The following is an 18071-nucleotide window of genomic DNA, read 5'->3' as shown; positions in this document are numbered from 1 at the left end:
TCGCTCATGTCAGTCTTCCATCTCGGCTTTGGCCACCTCGGCGCCGGCGAACTCGAGCACCTCCTTTGCGCCGCCCTCGGAGTAGCCCTGTTCGATCAGCGCGTCGATCCACGCGGAGCGCTCGTCGTCGTCGAACTCGTTTGCAGACACCAGCGCCGAGAAGTTGATGTTGTGTTTCTTGTCTTCCCAGAGCTTGCGCTCTAAGGCGCGGCGCAGGCGTTCGTTGTCCTGCGGGTTGAACGCCTCGCCCTCGCGGGCGCGACGGCTGACCCAGTTCGAGACCTCCTGGCGGAAGTCCTCCTTGCGGTCCTCGGGGATGTCGAGTTTCTCCTCGACGGAGCGCAGGAACGTCTCGTCGGGCTCTTGCTCGCGACCGGTGAGTTCGTCCTCGATGGTATCGTCGTCGATGTAGGCCATGACGTGGTCCATGTACTTCTCGCCCTGGCGCTGGATCTCGTCGATGTCGTAGGCCAGCGCGTGGCGCACGTCCTCGATGGCCCGCTCTTTGTACTCCTCGCGGACCGTCTCGAGGTAGCGGTAGTACTTCTCGAAGTTGTCCTCCGGGATGGAGCCGTGGTGCTCTAAGTTCTCCTCGAAGAAGTTGAACACCGTCAGCGGCGAGAGGAAGCCGCGCTGTCGGTGTTTCGAGTCCATAATGGCCTCGGCGATCTCGTCGCCGATAAAGCGCGGCGAGACGCCGATCATGCCCTCGCCGATCTCGGCTTTGGCCTCGGCCTCGTCGCGGAGTTTCTTGATGTCGATGTCGTCGCCCTCGTCGATCTCGCCGTTGTACGCCTTGGCCTTCGAGAGCAGCCCGACGGTTTCGGTGTCGGGCTCTTCGATGCGCGTGAGGACGCCAAACAGCCCCGCCATCTCGAGGGTGTGGGGCTCGACGTTGATGTCGGGGACGTCGGCGTTGGAAAGCATCTTGTCGTAGATGCTGGCCTCGTCCTCGTAGGAGAGGACGTACGGGAAGTCGATCCGCTTGGTGCGGTCGTTGAAGGCCTCCATCTTCTCGTCGCCCTTCTTGTCCTTGTACTCGGGCATGTTGGTGCGGCCCACGATCACCTGGTCGATGTCGATCCGGGGGTTGTTCTTGGGCTTGATCGTCTGCTCCTGGGTCGCATGGAGGAAGTCGTAGAGGAACTCGCGCTGGAGTTTGAGCAGCTCTTCGCCGGAGAAGATGCCGCGGTTCGCGTTACAGAAGGCTCCGGAATAGTCGAACGCACGCGGGTCGCTCTCGCCGTAGATCGCGATCTTCGAGTAGTTGACGTCGCCGGTCAGTTCGGTCTCGTCCTGATTCTTCTTGTCCTTCGGCTCGAAGGTCTCGAGGCCCTGGCGCTTGTTCTCGTCGGCGACAAAGCGGATGATCTCGACGTGGTTCTCTAAGACCTGCTGGAGGTCGTCGTCGTAGTAGGCCAGCAGTCTGTCCATGTAGAACTCGCTTTCGGGATCCAGCGACTGCTCGTTCTGGATCGTGTAGGGTGCGTCGAGGTTCTCGTTGAGATCGTCGATCACGCGCTGGCGCTGCTCTAAGGGCAACAAGACGAGCGGGTCCTGGTTCATCGGAGATCGGACGGTGTCGTCGGCCGGGTCCTGATCTTGGATGACGTCACAGAGGTTGATCCAGCGGAAGGTGTACATCCGCCCGTCGTCGCGGAGCGTGTAGTCCTCGAAGTACTGCCGAACCTGCTTGTCGAAGTGGGACTTCCCGGAGCCGACGGGACCGAGCAGGAGCTTGATCCGGCGTTCGGGGCCGAGCCGCCTGGCACCAGACTTCACCTTGTTGACGAACTCGTGGATCGACTGGTGGATCACCTTCCCGTAGAAGGTGTTCTCGCCGTCGCCAAGGGGATCCTCGCTGGCGAGTTGGTACTCGACCATCCCCTCGGTCTCGTCGTAGGTGGTGCCGTAGTAGTCGAACATGTCCGCGACGCGCTGGTGGGCGTTGCGGGCCACCTTCGGGTCCTCGTACACCTCCTCTAAGTACCAGTCGAAGGACTTGGTCTCCCGCAGGTCTGCGGGCATCGATTCCTTGTAATCCGTACTGAGCTGCTCGAGTGTCTCGATGTCACCGGTCATGGTATCGTTGGTGGGTTCCCCCGTCTGCGGTCGTCCGTCGCACGGAGCGAAAGCGGCCGTCGTTCGACCGACCGTAGCGTCTTGAAGCCGAACCGTCGGGATCCGTCGCCTCGCATCACTCGTCGCGACCGCGTCGTAGTCGTCAGGCTCCTCGAGCGAGCGCCCGGGAGCGTGACCCTTTCGCGGGCGGCGTCTATGAGACGAGTCATGTGTCATCCATCACCACTCTCCGTTGCGCGATGACCGCTCGCAGTCTCGAGCAACGGTGCGCCGGGGACGGACGCGGAGTGGATCGGTCCGGCAAACGGATACCGATAGTATTTAATGAGTGAGTAATCCAGCTACTTAGCCTTAGCCCCAAAAGGTATTTGGTGGGACTTCATTTCAGGCAAATACTGCAATAACTCTATAGCGATACTCGCTACCACACCCCACATTCGGACGAGTACGAGATAAGTCGACGGCCTGCAGTGGCTACGTCGACTCGCGCGCGCCGTGCCGTCGCTCGCGCGACGGTGCAGTGAACGAACCAGATCGGTTCGGTATCGACTCCGCGTGCGTCCTCTCGACTGCGCGACCGCGACGACGAGGATATAGGGGCTCCGATCCTATCCCCATCTATGTCGGACTCGGACGCGGACGGCGCACTGGACCGCTCGAGACTACCGGACAGCTGGAACGTCTGGAGTCGAGGCGAAGACGGGCGACTCGTTCTCGCCTACCGGCCCGACGTCTTCGACGCCGCGGCGTTCCCCGCTCCTTGCCTGCCGACGCTGTATCTCACTCACGGCAAGCGAACTCGCCGCCCCGGACTCAATCCGGCCGACACCGCCGACTCCGCGGACTGGTTCGTCACGCTCTATCTCGAGCCGGACGTCTCGCTGAACGAGACACTACGATACCCGACCCGCGAGGCGGCCCTCGAGCGAACGGTCTCCCTCGCGCGTGAGTTTGACGCCGGGGACGTCGACTACCGAGCGCTATACCAAGTTCCTCGCGAAGAGTACTTCGAACGACTCGACGAGCTCACCGGTGACGATACTACAGCGTGACGCCGCCACACTCGGCGCGCTGGACGGTCCGTCTGGGACGTGACGCTTAACCGCCAGTGGCGAGTATCGGTTCGTATGTCGACCGTTACGCTCATCGGCTCCCGGCTGGCCGAACCGGGAACCGAGTTCGTCTACGAGGGCGAAGCCGACGCCTGCGCCGGCTGTCCCTACCGCAGTCAGTGTCTCAACCTCTCTCCCGGTACGAAGTACCGCGTCACGTCCGTCCGTGAGAACGCACAGACGCTCGAGTGTGCCATGCACGACGGCGGCGTCCGTGCCGTCGAAGTCGAACCCGCAACCGTACGCGCAAACATCACGTCGAAGGGTGCCTTCGCGGGCAGCAAGACGAGCCTCCCCGGCCCCTGCCCGTACGTCGAGTGCCCGAGCCACGAGTACTGCGAGCCGGACGGCGTCGAGTTCGACGAGGAATATCGTATTCAAAAGATCGTCGGCGACCCGCCACACGACGTCTGTCACCTCGACCGCTCGCTCGAGGTCGTCGAACTCGAGACCGACGACTGACCCCGTCCTCGCCTTCCAGTTTGCGCTCTCGCTCTGTAACCACTCGTCCGTCGTTCGGCCGCGACACTGAAATAGGGTGTTTACGAACTATGTAGTAACTCTCCGTCGATGATACTACCGGCCGCGAGCGGTGATTACCGTGCGAACGAAGGGGGATCGACTTCGAAGATGGGTGGGGGTGGCGAGCCGTGACACTACAATCGGTCCCGGTCGTCGACCGCGTCACCGACGCGTTCTTCGCGCTCGACACTGGCTTTCGGTTCACCTACCTCAACGACCGCGCCGAGACGCTGCTCGAACGCGACCGCGAGGAACTGATCGGCCGTGTCATGTGGGATGAGTTCCCACAGACCGTCGAGACGCAGTTCCCCGACGGGTTCCACCGCGCGATGGACGAGCAAGTGCCGGTTTCCTTCGAGATCTACCACACTCGCCTCGAGACCTGGTTCGAAGCGCGGGCCTACCCCTCGGAGAGCGGGCTCACGGTCTACATGCGCGATGTTACCGAGCGACGCGCCCAGGAGACGACGCTGGCCCAGCACGCGGCCGTCGTTGAGGCGGTCCGCGACGCCGTCGTCACGCTCGATCGCAACCGCGAGATCGTCACCGTCAACGGCGCGACCGAGTCGATCCTCGACGTGGATCGATCGGCGCTCGTCGGTGACCACGTCGAGACGCTCACCGAACTGGCCGGCATCGCCGACGAGGACGCCGTCGAGATCGGCCGGGCGATCACCGACGTCGATATCGGCACCGCCGCCCGCTGTCAGCTCGAGTTACCCTACACCGGTCCGGACGGCGACGACCGGATGGGGGAGTTCCGGTTCGTCCCGATCGAGGACGACGTCGCGACCGTCGCCGTCGTCGTCCGGGACGTCACGGACCGCCACGAATACGACCGCGTCGTCACCTCGCTGCACGAGGTCACCCGGTGGTTGCTGGAGTCCGACGACCCAGAAGAGATCTGTGCGATCGCCGTCCATGCGGGGAGCGACTTACTCGACCTCCCCATCAGCGGCGTCTGGCTGCTCGAGGAGGAACAGGGCTACCTCGAGCCGGTCGCCGGCACTGCCGGCGCACACGACGAGTTCGGCGGCCTACCGCGGTTCAATCCCGGCGAAGGGCTCGTCTGGGACGTCTTCGAGGCCGGCGAGATCGAACTGTTCGACGACCTCGAGACGGTCGACGGCCTCTACAATCGGAACACGCCGCTTCGCTCGGAGATCATCGCACCGATCGGTGCCCATGGCGTGCTCATGACCGGCTCGTTCGCTCCGGACTGGTTCGACGAGACAGACGTCGACCTCATCTCGACGCTGGTCGAAAACACGCGGGCCGCGCTCGATCGAGCCGAGCGCGAGCGGGTCCTCAAGGATCGAACCGCCGACCTCGAGCGCCAGACCGAGCGGCTCGAGGCCGTCGCCGAGGTGCTTTCGAGCGACCTGCAACGCCAACTCGACGTCGTCGCCGACGCGCTCGAGGACGACGTCGCCGACAAGTGGGAGTTCCCGCTCGCGGAGGACACCGTCGAGACGACTCTCGACCGAGCCGAACGGCTCGTCGACGACGTTCGGGAATTCGCCCGTAACGCGACGGCCGTTGGCACTCGAAACCGGCTCCGTCTCGAGTCGGCTATCGAGGACGCCGTCGCCGAATCGGACGTCGACGACGGAAACGTCATCATCGACGCCGCGGCCACACTCCGGGCCGATCCCGACCGGTTCGTCCACCTCCTCGAGACGGCCTTCGACAGCGCCGCCGCACGAGCCGAGGGCGACGTGACGATCCAGATCGGCCTCGTCGGGTTCGACGATGGCGATAGTCGCGGCTTCTTCCTGCTCGACGACGCCGCCGAGATTCCGCCGACCGCCCACGATCGCGTCCTCGACCCGACCGCGGACGACGACACCGCGATCGACGGACTCGGGCTCGCACTCGTCCGCGCCATCGGCGAGGCCCACGGCTGGGACTGTACGGTCACGAACGGTGCCAACGGCGGGACGCGAATCGAAATCCGGGGCGTGACGACGCTCGAGGAGCGCCTCAAGGAGCCGACCTAGTCCGAAATGACGGACTCTCCGGCCATATCCTGACAGAGCTGTCGATAGCCGTCCCGTTCGAGGAGTTCCTTCATCGTATCGTCGACCCGGACGCGGAGGACGGCCAGTCGATCCTTGAGTTCGGCGTACTCCTGACTAGAGCGGCGTTCGGCCTCGGTCTTCTGGTCGTCCAACAGCGCTTTCTTCGAAGCGAGCGCGAAGAACTCCTGTAACTGCTCGTCGTATGTCGACCGTAACACTAGCTGGTCGATGATCGCGACCAGTTCGTCCTTCGAGACGGGTTTGACGAGATAGTCGTCGAACCCCATCTCGATGATGTCGAAGTCCGGTTCGACCGCCGTCACCATCCCAACCCGACAGTCGAGTTGCCGTTCTCGAATCGTATCGAGGACGGTGTCGCCCGAGAGGCCGGGCATCCGTCGGTCCAGCAGGACGATATCGGTCTCCTCGTCGATGGCCTCGAGCGCTTCGTTGCCGTCGTAGGCGGTCTCGACGTGGCACTCTTCGGCGAGCCACGCCGTATAGAGGTTCGCGAGGTCGGGCTCGTCTTCGACGATCAGAACGGACGGGGTATCGGTGGGCATCGAGGGTCCTCCTGTACGATCGACTCGTTGGACGAGTTGTACCGAATGCATATCAATATACCGGACAATCTAGCGACACCGGCTGGCTGGTTTCGATCGGTCGACGGTTCCGTCGCAGAGATCACGGGACGGTTTCGATCGCGGTCACGCTCGAGCGGGCCGTTACTCGAGGTCGCGTTCGATCGTCGCGCGGCGGTCGCGGATCGCAGCCGCGTTGATTTCGATCGTCCGGCCACCGAGCTCGATCGTGAGCCGTCCGTCGTCGGTCGCGGCCCCGAGTTCGACGACCGGCGCGACGCCGTCGAACGCTTCGCGGACGGCCGCGACCGACTCGGTCTGGATCAGCGCACGGCCGGGCTGTTCGTGGAACAGCGCGCCCGCGGGATCATCGTCCGGAATCGAGACCGCGAGGCCGGCCTCGTCGGTGACCATCTCGGCCAACGAGACGGCGAGTCCGCCGTGGCTGATGTCGTGGACGGCCAGCGTGGTATCGTCGTCGGCGACGGTCGCGAGCGCTTCGATCAGAGCCGCGGGGTCGTCTGGCAGTTCCGGGAACCGGTCGCTGCCGTCGAACTGCGCGAGGTACTCGGAGCCGCCGAGTCGAGCGTCACCGGCCTCGAGTCCCAGATCGCCGACGAGCACGAGATCGCCTTCGGGTTCGACCGACAGCGGCGGCGCGTCGTACCCCTCCTTTGCGCCAACCATCGCGAGCGTCGGCGTCGGCGGAATCGGCCCCGCGACGGAGTCGTTGTACAGCGAGACGTTGCCGCCGACGACCGGCGTCGATAGCATCTCGCACATCTCCGCGAGGCCGTCGACGATCCCGGTGAAGCCGCCGTAGACGTCAGGCTTCTCCGGGTTCCCGCCGTTGAGGCAGTCGACCGCGGCAAGCGGCGTCGCGCCCTTAGCCGCGATGTTCGTCGCGTTCTCGAGGGCGATCGCGCGAGCACCCTCTCGGGGAGCGGCGTCGGTCCAGTTCGGCGCGGCACCCGAGGAGATCGCGAGCCCTTGTCCGCTCTCGCGGCTATCGCCGCTCGAGTTATCCGCGGAACGTGGCTCCGCGCTCGCCTCACGAACGGCGATAACGGCCGCGTCGTCGCCCGGACCGACGCTCGTTCGCACGCCGACTTCGTGGTCGTACTGGCGGTAGACCCACCGTTTCGAGGCCGTGTTCGGGCTCGAGACCACGGCGTCGAACGCTTCCTCGAGGTCGACATCGGGTAACTCTGTCTGCGGCTCGGGCAGCGGCTCGGTCTCGAGGTCGTTCATCGGCGCGCCCTCGCCGAGGAAGTACGCGTCGACGTCGACGACGGTCTCTCCATTGAAGGTACAGACGTAGTTGCCGTCGGTGACCTCGCCGATGACCGAACAGCTGAGATCGAACCGCTCGGCGATTTCGCGGACGCGCTCAACGTTGTCGGGCTCGACCTCGTAGCACATCCGCTCTTGAGACTCGGCGAGCAGGATCTCCATGGCGTTCATGTTCGGTTCGCGCTGGTGGACCCGCTCGAGGTCGATCTCTGCACCGAGGTCTCCCTTGGCGACCAGCTCGCTCGAGGCCCCGCCGAGACCGGCAGCACCGAGGTCGCGGGCCGATTCGAGCAGGCCCTCGTCGACGAGGGTCTCGTTGGCTTCGATGAGCAGCTTCTCGGCGTAGGGATCGCCGACCTGAACCGCGGGCCGGTCTTCGGTCTCGGCGTCCTCCGCCAGATCCTCGCTGGCGAAGCTCGCGCCGCCGAGCCCGTCGCGACCGGTGGCGTTCCCGACGAGGACGAGTTTGTTGCCCGGTTCCTGGGCTTCGGCGGTGACGAGGCGCTCCTCGTTCGTCAGACCGACGCAGGCGACGTTGACCAACGGATTGCCCTCGTAGTCGGGGTGGAAGTCGACGCTGCCGGCAACCGTCGGGACGCCGATGCAGTTGCCGTAGTGGCTGATCCCCTCGACGACGCCCTCGAAGAGGTATTTCGAGTGCTCGCGGTCGAACTCGCCGAAGTACAGGGAATCCGCGAGCGCGATCGGGTACGCGCCCATCGAGAGCGTGTCCCGGACGATACCGCCGACGCCGGTCGCCGCGCCGTCGAACGGGTCCACGTAGGAGGGGTGGTTGTGGCTCTCGATCCCCATCGTGATGTACGTGCTCCCGGTCCCGTCTTCGCTCTCGCTGTCGGGAAGCGCGACGACCGCCGCGTCGTCGCCCGGTCCGACGACGACGTGCTCGCCCTCGCTATCGAACGCCGACAGCAGCGGTCGCGAGGAGCGGTACGCGCAGTGTTCGCTCCAGAGGTTCTCGAACAGCGCCGCCTCCGCCCGGGTCGGCTCCCGCTCGAGCTCCGAGACGACGAGTTCGCGGTCCGAATCGGCAAGACTCATTCACCTAGGTGATGAAAGCCGGCCGGTAAATGGGTTTCTATATGCACGTTCGTGCATCAGACGGGCGGTCGGACGGGCCGAAATCAATCCGCCACCGACTCGAGTCACGGCGATGATGGGACCGGCTCTGCGAGGATCGAGCCGTTTTTGATCAGGCCACCAAAACGTACGCTCGTGCTGTCGGTCGAACTCCACACGCACTCGTCGCTGTCCTACGACGGCCGCGACCCGGTCGAGCTCATCTTAGAGCAGGCCGAAGCCGTCGGTCTCGACGCGATCGCGGTCACGGACCACGACGAGATCGATGCGAGCCTCGAGGCCGTCGAGCGCGCCCCCGACTACGGCCTAATCGGCATTCCGGGGATGGAGATCTCGAGCAAGGCCGGCCACGTCCTCGGGCTGGGGCTCGAGGAGGCCGTCCCGCCCGGACTCTCCTTCGAATCGACGCTCGAGGCGATCCACGAGCAAGACGGACTGGCGGTGATCCCTCATCCGTTTCAGGAGTCTCGACACGGCGTGATGGCCCGGGTTTCGCGCGAAGAGCTCGCGCAGGGCGACGCGATCGAGGTCTACAACTCCCGACTCTTTACCGGGCGAGCGAACCGGCAGGCCGAGCGCTACGCGCGCTCACGAGAGTTACCGATGACCGCCGGCAGCGACGCCCACATCAGCGAGATGGTCGGCCAGGCGGTCACCCGCGTCGACGCCGACGAGCGCACGGCCGCTGCGATCCTCGAGGCGATCGCCGACGGCCGGACGACCGTGGAGGGAAAGCGAACGCCGTGGCGCATCAGCGTCCGGCAGTTCGCCGGCGGCGTCACGCGACGACTGAGCCACGTTTTTAAACTGTTCCGATGACCTCGAGACACCACTCATGACCGACGCGACGCTACGCGGTGCCGAACCGGCGACCGTTCGCGACGCACTCGATCGGGGCGACCCGCTGCCTGGAACGGCCGGCTTCGCGGGCGAACTCGACGGCCGCCTCGTTCGAGATGTCCTCGGACGCGTGCCGCTGTTCGTCGACGACGCGAGTCCCGACTGGGCGTTCGAGCCGTCCACGCTCGCGGAGCCACGGCTGGTTCCGGCCGGCACGACCGCGCCGGTCGACGATCCCGTTTCCGGACGAGAGTCACGCTGGACGCTGCCTGAGCCGGAGCCGGAACCGGACCGAGACGACGCACTCGAGGCCCTCGAGCACGCCATCGAGACGGCGGCCGAGACCGTTCGACGAGACAGTCGAGAGATCGCCGTCGCGTTCTCCGGCGGCGTCGACTCTGCGCTGGTCGCCGAACTGCTCGACGCGCCGCTGTACGTCGTCGGCTTTCCCGACAGCCACGACGTCGCGGCCGCGCGGACCGCCGCCGACGCAATGGGCCGCGATTTGACCGTGATCGAGCTCGAGCCGGCCGATTTAGAGCGGGCCGTCCCCGAGGTAGCGCGGGCGACCGGCCGGACGAACGCGATGGACGTCCAGATCGCGTTGCCGCTGTATCTGGTCGGCGAGCGCGTCGCGGCAGACGGCTTCGACGCGCTCGCGGTCGGGCAGGGCGCGGACGAACTGTTCGGCGGCTACGAGAAGGTCGTCCGCCTCGATCACCGCGTCGAGGCCGAGACGGTTCGGGGAGCCGTCCGCGAACAGATAGCCAGCCTCGCCGAGCAACTCCCGCGGGACGTGCTGACGATCGGGGCGACGGACCTCGAGCCGGTCGCGCCGTTCCTCCACGACGCCGTGGTCGAGGCCGCGTTGCGCTTGCCGGACGACTTACTGGCCGACGAGGACGAACGGAAACGCGGCTTTCGGCGAGTCGCGGCCCGTCACCTGCCGGGCGAGGTCGCCGAGCGGGACAAGAAGGCGGTCCAGTACGGCAGCCTCGTCGCCCGCGAACTCGACCGGCTCGCTCGTCAGGCCGGCTACAAGCGCCGGATGGACGACCACGTCTCGACGTATATCGAGTCGCTGCTCGCGGACGGAACGCAATGAACTGATTTTCGGACGATCCGCCTGCGCCCGCTCAGGAGGGCATCGGACAGAGGCTCGCGGTGAAGACCACCGTCTCGTCGGTTTCGTTTCGCGCGCCGTGAGCGACGCCGCGCTCGTGGTGGATGACGCCGGGCGCGTCGACCTGCTCGCGCTCGTCGCCCTGAATCACGGTCACCGTCCCCTCGAGGACGTGAAAGACGTTCGTGCTCGTCGCGTGTTCGTGGGCCTCGAGTTCCGCGCCGGGGCCGAGGGCGAACGCTTTCACGAGGGCGTCGTCGGTGACGACCAGCTCTGCGGTTTCGATCTCGCCGTCGCCCGGCTCGAGGTCGGAGGTCGTGTCGGCATAGTTGTCGAGCATACGCGTCAGTTCGACGGCCGACACCAAAACGGCAGGGGCGGACGAGAACGGGAGAGAATAGAGGCGACAGACAGTGGACAGACCGGCCGATCAGTCTTCCGTCTCGGTCGGCAGCTTGTTCGCCGGTTCGTGCTCGACGTTCTTGGAGACGGTTCGGCGGTTCATCTCGCCGATCCGGTCGGCGACCTCGCCGACGACGTCCTCGAGAGACTCCTGGACCTCGCTGTCGTCGTTCTTGACGAGCGCGCCCATGCTGCCGTCGGCCCCGAAGTCAGGATGGATCGGGATCCGACCCAGCAGCGGCACGTCGTATTTGTCGACGATAGTGTCAGCGCCCCCGGTGCCGAACAGCCCGTGCTGGTCGCCACAGGACGGACAGACGAAGGAGCTCATGTTCTCGACGACGCCCAGCACCGACGTGTCGTGCTTGTTGAACATCTGGATCCCCTTGCGTGTGTCGTCTAAGGCCATCTCCTGGGGCGTCGTGACGACGACCGATCCAGTCACGGGCATTGACTGCAGCAGGTTCAGCGTCGCGTCGCCGGTCCCCGGCGGCAGGTCGACGATGAGGTAGTCGAGGCGGCCCCACTCGACGCCCTCGAGGAACTTCATCATGAACTTGTTGACCATCGGCCCTCGAAGGATGGCGGGGTCGTCTTCGTCTTCCATCATCATCCCCATGCTGATGATGCGGACGCCATCCGAGCGGGGCGGGACGATCTCCTCGTTGGGCGTGACGCCGGGATCACTCTCCGGCGGGAGGATCTGGGGCACGTTCGGTCCGTGAATGTCGGCGTCGAGCAGGCCCACCATCGCACCGCGCTTTTGAAGGCCGGCGGCGAGGTTGGCCGCGACCGTCGTCTTGCCGACACCGCCCTTCCCGGAGGAGACGGCAATGACGTTTCGGACGCGGGGGAGGACCTCGTCGTCGAAGCCATGTTCCTCGTCGACGTGAGCTCGCAGGTCGGGCTCGAGACCGGACTCTTCGATGACGTCGCGAATGCGGTTGCCGAGCTCGAGCTCGGAGGGTGCATACGGAGTGTTGAACGCGAGCGAGATCCGGGCCGTCTCGTCGTCGATCGTAACGTCGTTGATCAGTCCCAGCGAGACGATGTCCTCGCCGATGTCGGGATCCTCGATGCCCTCGAGTTTAATTTCGAGTTCGTGTTCTGTGATGCTCATAGTGGCTGTGTGCTAGCCGAATGGAGGGTACGGAACGGGATACGTGTGATGGTTCGAGATTCGAACGATACGACTCGAGGTTTGTTGTGAAAAATGAAAATCGGCGTTTCGATAATCGGCTGCGATACGGCGCGGTTACGGCGGGCCGACGCTACTGATCGGCTCCGGCGGACCGCCATAGAAGACGACACCGATCAGGACGGTCAGGACGAACATCCCAACCCACATTGACGTCGTCAGACCGACGAGGTACCCGACGCCGAGGAGTCCGGTCTTCGTGTCGCGGGGTTCACCGAGGAACCAGGCCGCGAGCATGATGTAGACCGGCACCAGGATGATGGCGAAGATGACGTAGGTCCCCTCGTTGGCGAAGCCGGTGAGGCCCTTCGTCCCGTCGTAGCCGTGGTACAGGAGCGTCGAGAGGATCGTTTGTGTGGTGCTCATGCTTCCACCTCCGTTTCAGTGGTTTCGTGGCTGTGCTCGTGGTCGCCACGCAGGTGTTCGATCGCGTGAAGCTCAACCACTGGGACGAGCTTCGAGAGGTTGAGGAATAAAAGTGCGACCAGCGCAGTCGTGCCGACGAGCGACAGTAGTTCGATCGCGCTCGGGAAGTACTCCCCGGGCGTCGCGGCGTAGATGTTGAACAGGGGGTCCATGAACCCTTCGACGACGAAGAGCACCTTCTCGGTCAGCGTCCCCGCGAGGATCGCACCGCTGGCGACGAGTGCCCGCTTCTTACTGAACAGGGACGGACGGATACCCTGCACGAAGATGTACACGAGCGTGAGGAAGATCATCGTCATCGCGATCTGATAGAGCGGGTTGCCAAGTTTCGCCTCAGCGGCGTGTGCATTGGCCAGCGGGCCGAGATAGACGCCGTTGAGGACGAACTGGAGCTGGAACCAGAGGAACAGCAGGGTGAAGAACCCGAGCCACAGGAGCAGCCCGCGGAAGATGTCATCCGTGATGATGTGGTCCCAGTTGTAGGCACGGCGGAACGAGTAGGAGATGATGATCACGCCACTGATCGCCGACATCAGCGCGATACTGAGGAACATCGGGCCCTGAATGCCGCCCGTCCAGGCGGGCATCGCCGGAAGTAGGGCGAACAGCCACGGAATGACACCGCCGTGAAGCAAGAGCGGGGCCATGATGATGACTGCTGCTGCGAGCCACCAGACCATCCGATCGATGACCTCGTCTTCCGCCTTGGTGTAGCCGATCGTCATGATCTTGTAGATCGGCTCGAAGTGATCGGGAAGATCGTCTCGCAGTCGGTTGATGTCGTAGCGCAGCGTCAGCCCGAGATAGGTCGCCGACAGCACGAAGTAGGCCGTGATGACGGTCACGTCCCACACCAGCGGCGAGTTGTTAACCGTAATGTGATAGTGGCCGATGACGCTCGTGACCATCCGGTCCGGTCGACCCATGTGGACCAGAATGTAGAAGCCGGCGGCCGAGAGGCCACCGATGGTCGTCATCTCTGCGATCCGGGCGATCGGCATGTATCGATCCATGCCGAGCAGGCGGACGGCAGCCGAGAGGATGATCCCCCCGTGGGCGACGCCGACCCACCAGATGAACGCGCCGATATACAGCCCCCAGGTCGCACCGCCACCGGAGCCCCAGTCACCGAGACCGGTGACGACGAGCCCTTTCTTGAGCTGATAGGCCCAGGCGATGAGGAAGGCCACGAGGCCCAGGGCCGCGATACCGTAGACGATGAAGTACTTCTTCGTGAGCGAGTTGATCGGACGGAGGATGTCCTCCTCGGACGGCGTCTTCGTGCTCATGGCTGCCACCCGACGGTCTCGTCATCGATAACCGTCTGGCGCTTGTCGACGATACCCTCTAGTTCCTCGTACGCAGTCGGCCCTTCGACCTGTTCGGCCTCCGGTCCGGGTTCCTGGCCGAGGTACGTGACGTTCGGGTGCGTCCCGACGTCCTCGAGCAGCTTGAACGAGCTGGGGTCGCCGGCGTACTGCTCGAGTTGGAACTGTGCGTCCTGCTGGCTTCCCTCGCCGAGTTGCAGTTCGTCGAGCGCCGCCTCGCTCTCGAGGTTGACGTACTGTTCGATCGCCTCGACGGAGGCGAGCACCTCCTGTTGCTGTCGGAGAATGCTGTTGTTCTCTTCGTTGCCGGGCTTGAGACCCTCGCTGACGATCTCGATCGCTTTCATGACCCCGAGCACGCCCTCGTCGAACGAGCCGTTGCTCTCGCTGTCGATCTTCTCGATCGCGGACTCGACATCGTCGTCCTGACTGAGCGTGCTGTTGACCAGATCCGGCGACGGCGCGGATTTGGTGCTTTCGGTGCCGTTGGTCAGGTGTACAACTGCGCGGCTCTTGGCCGGGTGATCGCGGTGCTGGGACGCATCACTCTTCTTGTCGTTGACGTTACCGAACTGAATCGCGTTCGGCGGACAGGCCTCTTCGCACGCCGTCGTCCCGACCTTGTCTTCGCCCATCTTGCCGTCTTGCATAGTGGGACAGAAGACGCACTTACTCATCGCGCCGCGGGGAGCACGGGCGTCGACCCAGCGCTGGCCGTACTCGTATTTGGCCTCAGTGACGGTTTCCGGATCGGCGTCGTCGGGGATTCGGTCCGATTTCTCCGGGATGTTCTCGTACGCCACGTCGGGGTCGTCCCACTGGAAGTAGTTGACGCCGTAGGGACAGGCAACCTGGCAGTACCGGCAGCCGATACAGACGTCGTAGTCGGTCAGCACCAACCCGTCCTTGTCGCGGGTGTGCCGGGCCGTCGTCGGACAGACCTTCTCACAGGGGGCGTCCGTGCAGTGCTGGCACGGTCGAACGAGCATATTGAAGTCGCTCCCCATGTTGAAGTCGGTGTAGACACCGGATCCGCCCCCGGAACTGTTGCCACCGGAGCCGCCGTGTCCCCCGGAGCCGCCGTGCCCGCCGGAGGAGTGGAGTTCGTCCTCCCAGGCCATGACGTACATCCAGTTGACTCCCTTGTCCAGTTGGTTCTCGTCAGTACAGGCCTGCATACAGGAGAGGCACCCGTCACAGCGCTCGAGGTCGATCGTCATCCCCCACTGAGTATCGGGCTTCTCTTTCGTCTCCGTATGCGAGCTGGATTCGGCGGACATGGGGTTTTCGGGGCCCTCAGCGACGGTCCCGAACGCACCCATTCCGACGGCCGCCGCGCCGACGCCCATCTTTTTCATCGCTTCGCGGCGACTCTCGTCGCCGTCGCCGTCGAAGGCGTCGAGCATGCGGGAGACCGTCCCTTTGGTCTCCTCCTGGGCGGCCTCGTAGGCCTCTTTGGTCGGGCGCTCGTCCTCGCCGAACTCCTCCATCACGTCCTCGTGATAGCGGTCGTGGAATTCGGCCTCGGAGAGCTCGCCCTTGGTGACTCGCATCGCGTCCTGGGCCATCTCCATACCGAGTTCGCTGTCGTACTCGGTATCGTCGAGCATCGACTCGAGTTCGTCTTCCCACTCCGCACCGAGCGGGTGGAATGATTCGTCGTCCGTACTCATTAGATCAGAACACCTCTGAATATGACACTGGTGTCATGCCGGAGGTACTCGACGGCATGCACTTGAAATCGTTCATTTGTGGATCCTCATTCCCCCCCTCACAACCGAACGCGGATGAAGGATAGAGCCGATTTCCAGCGCGTGAGAATCGATGCGAACGTGTTCGCTAGTATAAGTAGAGCAGTCCGCCAGATAGCGACTCTGGTGACCGGTCCGGCGACCGACGGAGTCGGCGAGAGCGCCGCTCGCTTATTCGCATTACGAGTACCGTCAGTAGCGACCTACTTGAAGGAACGGCCCGCTATCGACGGGATCGACGCCGGCCGATCTACGCGACGGGTGAACGATGGTGTGGCGACATCCCGAAGCAGTCGTCGACCGAGACGAGCAACAGCGGCCTCGCTTAGGGACTTGCAAGCCGCTCCTCGAGCGACTCCTCGCCACTGGCATCGGGTAGTTCTTCGACAAACCGCTTGACGATCGCCTCTTCGGCCCGATGGAGCGTCTCGCTGCAGGTCGACTTGGCGATATCGAGGTGGCCGGCCAGTTCGGTCAACGAACAACGACGCGGGGTATCGTAATAGCCCTCCTCGACGGCGGCGGTGATAACCTCGAGCTGGCGCTCCGAGAGTAACTGGCTCTCGTGGAGGCGTTCGCGGACGTGGTCGATCCGGTACTGTAGCCCGAAGTGCTCGAGTTGTTCGGCGAGTTCGGCCAGCCGCTCGCGGGAGCCGGTAACCTCGATGGTCGCTTCGCCGTCTCGAACCTCGACCGGGAGTTCGATCGGCATCCCTGAGTCGCGAGAAGAGAACAACAGAAGCGGTGTGGTGGTCTCGAAGTGGACCGTCGCTTCGTCGTCGCTCCACTGGGCGAGCGAGAGTTCGGTGATCTGGGGGTGGTCGTCCATCGCGTCGACGACCTCGGGGACCTCGGGACCGGTGATTCGGACGAGGGCGAAGCCGGATTCGGCGTCGGGCACGGCCGCGAGCACCCGGAAGGTCGCCTCCGGATACGCCGTCGACACTTGCTGGATCCAGATCGATTCGGGCATCGTGAGGGTGAGGGTCGCGTGAGCCATACGAGCGTGTTCCGATCGAATCTACATACGGGTGGCGACGAATATGTTCGTCGAATTCCAGCACTGTGGGAATACCGTCCTCGAGGACGGCGGAGATCGGGAGCGTCGACGCGGATGGGGCGAGTCCCACGGGAGATTACGGCTCGCCGAGGTGCTCGAGCAACGAGTCGGACAGCCACTCGGGTGCCTCGTGGGGCACCCAGTGGCTCACCTCGGGCAGTACCTCGAGCCGGGTGGTCTGACAAAACATCGCGCTGTCGACCGCCAGCGAGGGAAGCAGCGCCGTGTCGGCCTCACCCCAGACGACGAGGGTTGGCGCATCGATCCGAGCAGTCGACTGCTGCGGAGGATATCGGGCGGCCGCTCGATACCAGTTGAGCATGCCAGTGATTGCGCCGTCCCGACTCCAGGCGCGACGGTAGCGAGCCACGTCCGCATCGGAGAAGGTCCCCGGCGCGGCCGTCTCTCGAAGTGCTCGCTCGAGGACGCGATAGTCGTGGTACCGGCAGACGACCTCGGGAAGCCACGGCAGCTGAAACCAGGCGACATACCAGCTCCGGCGCAGCTGTTCGGGGCTCGCGACGAGCTGTCGCAGGTAGGCGGTCGGGTGCGGCGCATTGACGACGGCGAGCCGATCGACGCGCTCGGGGAATCGACGCGCGAGGTCCCAGGCGACCATCCCGCCCCAGTCGTGGCCGACGACGTGTGCGCGGTCATGGCCTTCGGACGCGATCAGGTCGACGACGTCCCGCGAGAGTTCGCGGGTTCGATACGCGCCGACTCCGTCCGGCTTCTCGCTACGGTTGTACCCCCGTTGATCGGGAACGAGCACGCGGTAACCGGCCGCGACGAGCGGCTCGAGTTGCGCTCGCCACCCGTACCAGAACTCGGGAAAGCCGTGTAACAAGACGACTAGCGGGGCCGCCTCGTCGCCGGCCGCGACGACGTGTAGTCGGACGCCGTTGACGGTCCGTTCGGTCGACGCGGCGTCGATCCCAGACGGAAGTAGCGGCCGGCCGGTCTCACTCGTGGTCGTCGGTTCCGACTGCCGGGTCATGTCGGTCGCTTCCGTTGCGGGCAGGTATCGGTTCGGTCGGTTCGGAAGCCGCGACTCACGTCCAGACGCGTAGGCAATCGGTCGAGCAGAAGTGGAGGTCGACCTGCTTGCCGTCACCGGGGTCGACGTGGGTCGTCAGGGTATACGCGACGTCGTCGGACTGGCAGTTGTCGCAGTTCATATGCGACCGATTCACGACGGTACTTTTGACTATGCCCTCGTTAGCCGATCGGGGCG

The 18071-nt window shown here is 64.5% G+C and carries 16 protein-coding genes; 5 read left to right on the top strand and 11 right to left on the bottom strand.

From position 1 onward, the window contains the following. Positions 1-9 precede the first annotated feature (9 nt). A complete protein-coding gene (locus tag ACJ70B_RS01915; protein WP_408958726.1) occupies positions 10-2082 on the bottom strand; it encodes a PrkA family serine protein kinase in 2073 nt (690 codons plus the stop codon). Between the two features lie 620 nt (positions 2083-2702). On the opposite strand from ACJ70B_RS01915, the gene ACJ70B_RS01910 reads away from it, so the two are divergent. From ACJ70B_RS01910 to ACJ70B_RS01900, 3 genes are all read left to right on the top strand, one after another. After that, entirely contained in the window at positions 2703-3134 is a 432-nt protein-coding gene (locus ACJ70B_RS01910) for a DUF5820 family protein (protein ID WP_408958725.1), read from the top strand. A gap of 75 nt (positions 3135-3209) precedes the next feature. Then, a complete protein-coding gene (locus ACJ70B_RS01905; RefSeq protein WP_408958724.1) occupies positions 3210-3656 on the top strand; it encodes a UPF0179 family protein in 447 nt (148 codons plus the stop codon). A gap of 188 nt (positions 3657-3844) precedes the next feature. Continuing rightward, entirely contained in the window at positions 3845-5716 is a 1872-nt protein-coding gene (locus tag ACJ70B_RS01900; RefSeq protein WP_408958723.1) for a PAS domain-containing protein, read from the top strand. Here ACJ70B_RS01900 and ACJ70B_RS01895 read toward each other — a convergent pair. Then, positions 5713-6300 carry a HalX domain-containing protein gene (locus ACJ70B_RS01895; RefSeq protein ID WP_408958722.1) on the bottom strand — a complete coding sequence of 196 codons (588 nt, stop codon included), beginning with the start codon at positions 6298-6300 and terminating at the stop codon, positions 5713-5715. The two genes, ACJ70B_RS01900 and ACJ70B_RS01895, sit on opposite strands and share 4 nt — an antisense overlap. Positions 6301-6462: 162 nt before the next feature. Further along, positions 6463-8670 carry a phosphoribosylformylglycinamidine synthase subunit PurL gene (gene purL, locus ACJ70B_RS01890; protein ID WP_408958721.1) on the bottom strand — a complete coding sequence of 736 codons (2208 nt, stop codon included), beginning with the start codon at positions 8668-8670 and terminating at the stop codon, positions 6463-6465. A gap of 174 nt (positions 8671-8844) precedes the next feature. Between purL and ACJ70B_RS01885 the strand changes: the two genes are divergently transcribed. Beyond that, entirely contained in the window at positions 8845-9528 is a 684-nt protein-coding gene (locus ACJ70B_RS01885) for a PHP domain-containing protein (RefSeq protein ID WP_408958720.1), read from the top strand. Between the two features lie 16 nt (positions 9529-9544). Beyond that, positions 9545-10654 (top strand): asparagine synthase C-terminal domain-containing protein, encoded by a 1110-nt coding sequence (locus tag ACJ70B_RS01880; protein WP_408958719.1) that lies wholly within the window; start codon positions 9545-9547, stop codon positions 10652-10654. Between the two features lie 31 nt (positions 10655-10685). Here the strand turns inward: ACJ70B_RS01880 and ACJ70B_RS01875 are convergent, their stop codons facing one another. From ACJ70B_RS01875 to ACJ70B_RS01840, 8 genes are all read right to left on the bottom strand, one after another. Further along, a complete protein-coding gene (locus ACJ70B_RS01875; RefSeq protein ID WP_408958718.1) occupies positions 10686-11012 on the bottom strand; it encodes a cupin domain-containing protein in 327 nt (108 codons plus the stop codon). 90 nt (positions 11013-11102) lie between these two features. Further along, entirely contained in the window at positions 11103-12194 is a 1092-nt protein-coding gene (locus ACJ70B_RS01870; RefSeq protein ID WP_408958717.1) for a P-loop NTPase, read from the bottom strand. A gap of 135 nt (positions 12195-12329) precedes the next feature. Then, complete coding sequence (locus ACJ70B_RS01865) at positions 12330-12638, bottom strand: hypothetical protein (protein WP_408958716.1); 309 nt, start codon at positions 12636-12638, stop codon at positions 12330-12332. Then, the gene (gene nrfD, locus ACJ70B_RS01860) at positions 12635-13987 is read right to left on the bottom strand and encodes an NrfD/PsrC family molybdoenzyme membrane anchor subunit (RefSeq protein ID WP_408958715.1); all 1353 of its coding nucleotides are present in this window, start codon (positions 13985-13987) and stop codon (positions 12635-12637) included. The genes ACJ70B_RS01865 and nrfD overlap by 4 nt, the downstream gene beginning before the upstream one ends. Beyond that, positions 13984-15699 carry a 4Fe-4S ferredoxin N-terminal domain-containing protein gene (locus tag ACJ70B_RS01855; protein WP_408958714.1) on the bottom strand — a complete coding sequence of 572 codons (1716 nt, stop codon included), beginning with the start codon at positions 15697-15699 and terminating at the stop codon, positions 13984-13986. The genes nrfD and ACJ70B_RS01855 overlap by 4 nt, the downstream gene beginning before the upstream one ends. Before the next feature lie 403 nt (positions 15700-16102). Next, positions 16103-16777 carry a helix-turn-helix domain-containing protein gene (locus ACJ70B_RS01850; protein WP_408958713.1) on the bottom strand — a complete coding sequence of 225 codons (675 nt, stop codon included), beginning with the start codon at positions 16775-16777 and terminating at the stop codon, positions 16103-16105. A gap of 136 nt (positions 16778-16913) precedes the next feature. Next, the gene (locus tag ACJ70B_RS01845) at positions 16914-17834 is read right to left on the bottom strand and encodes an alpha/beta fold hydrolase (RefSeq protein WP_408958712.1); all 921 of its coding nucleotides are present in this window, start codon (positions 17832-17834) and stop codon (positions 16914-16916) included. 55 nt (positions 17835-17889) lie between these two features. Next, the gene (locus ACJ70B_RS01840; protein WP_408958711.1) at positions 17890-18015 is read right to left on the bottom strand and encodes a hypothetical protein; all 126 of its coding nucleotides are present in this window, start codon (positions 18013-18015) and stop codon (positions 17890-17892) included. Between the last annotated feature and the right edge of the window lie 56 nt (positions 18016-18071).

The organism is Natrinema sp. 74 (assembly GCF_046097095.1).
In the GTDB taxonomy this organism is placed as follows: domain Archaea; phylum Halobacteriota; class Halobacteria; order Halobacteriales; family Natrialbaceae; genus Natrinema.
This window is presented reverse-complemented; position numbering and strand designations above follow the sequence as displayed.